The 703-nt window shown below is 60.0% G+C and carries 1 pseudogene; it reads right to left on the bottom strand.

From position 1 onward, the window contains the following. A pseudogene (locus tag X738_RS0145490) lies at positions 1-602 on the bottom strand (DDE-type integrase/transposase/recombinase); the annotation flags it as partial. Positions 603-703: the final 101 nt, after the last annotated feature.

Raw genomic sequence — 703 nt, 5'->3', positions numbered from 1 at the left:
GCCGGCACTTTCAGCGTCTTCGCGTTTTCCTGCAGGTTGTGATCGATCACCGCGAGTGCGAGACATCGCTCGAGATCGGCGAAGCTTAGACGGGCTCGTCGCTCTGCGGGATATTCGTCGCGGTCCGCCACGGATCTGCCTGTCGAGCCGGGCTGCGTCGCGAGAACGGCATTGAGCTTCCCGAGCAGCCTTTCGACCACACCACCCTGATGGACGCGACCGCGATCGCGGTAGCGGATGCGAATTCCGTAGTCCTCGCACCCACGCTGGAAGGCATGTCCTTTGAATTCCTTGGCGGAGTCGGTCACAAGCATCCGCGGTCGACCGAACATCGGCCACCCGTGCNTGTCGAGCGTGGCCAACCATGCCTCCTTTGGACACATGGCCTGCGCGAGGCAGAGCGCGACCGACAGCGCCGACGGCTTCTCAAGGGTGAGGCAGAAGCCGAGAATGCAGCGCGTCGCCACGTCGGTAACAATCGTAAGATATGCGCGGCCGATGAAGGTTCCACCACCGTCGACGACCTCAACGAAGTTGATGTCGGTAAGCGTGTGATCGATCTGGCAGACATCCAGCGGGTGCGTGGCATGGATGTAACCCGGGGTCAGAACAAGATTAGTGCGAAATCGTACGTTTAGCTGAGAAACTCTTCTCCAGATCGGTGCTCGTTCCCAAATTGCGCTCTAGGTAGCATTTCCTGCCT

Origin of the sequence: Mesorhizobium sp. L48C026A00, from assembly GCF_000502375.1 — a bacterium.
In the GTDB taxonomy this organism is placed as follows: Bacteria; Pseudomonadota; Alphaproteobacteria; order Rhizobiales; family Rhizobiaceae; genus Mesorhizobium; species Mesorhizobium muleiense.
This window is presented reverse-complemented; position numbering and strand designations above follow the sequence as displayed.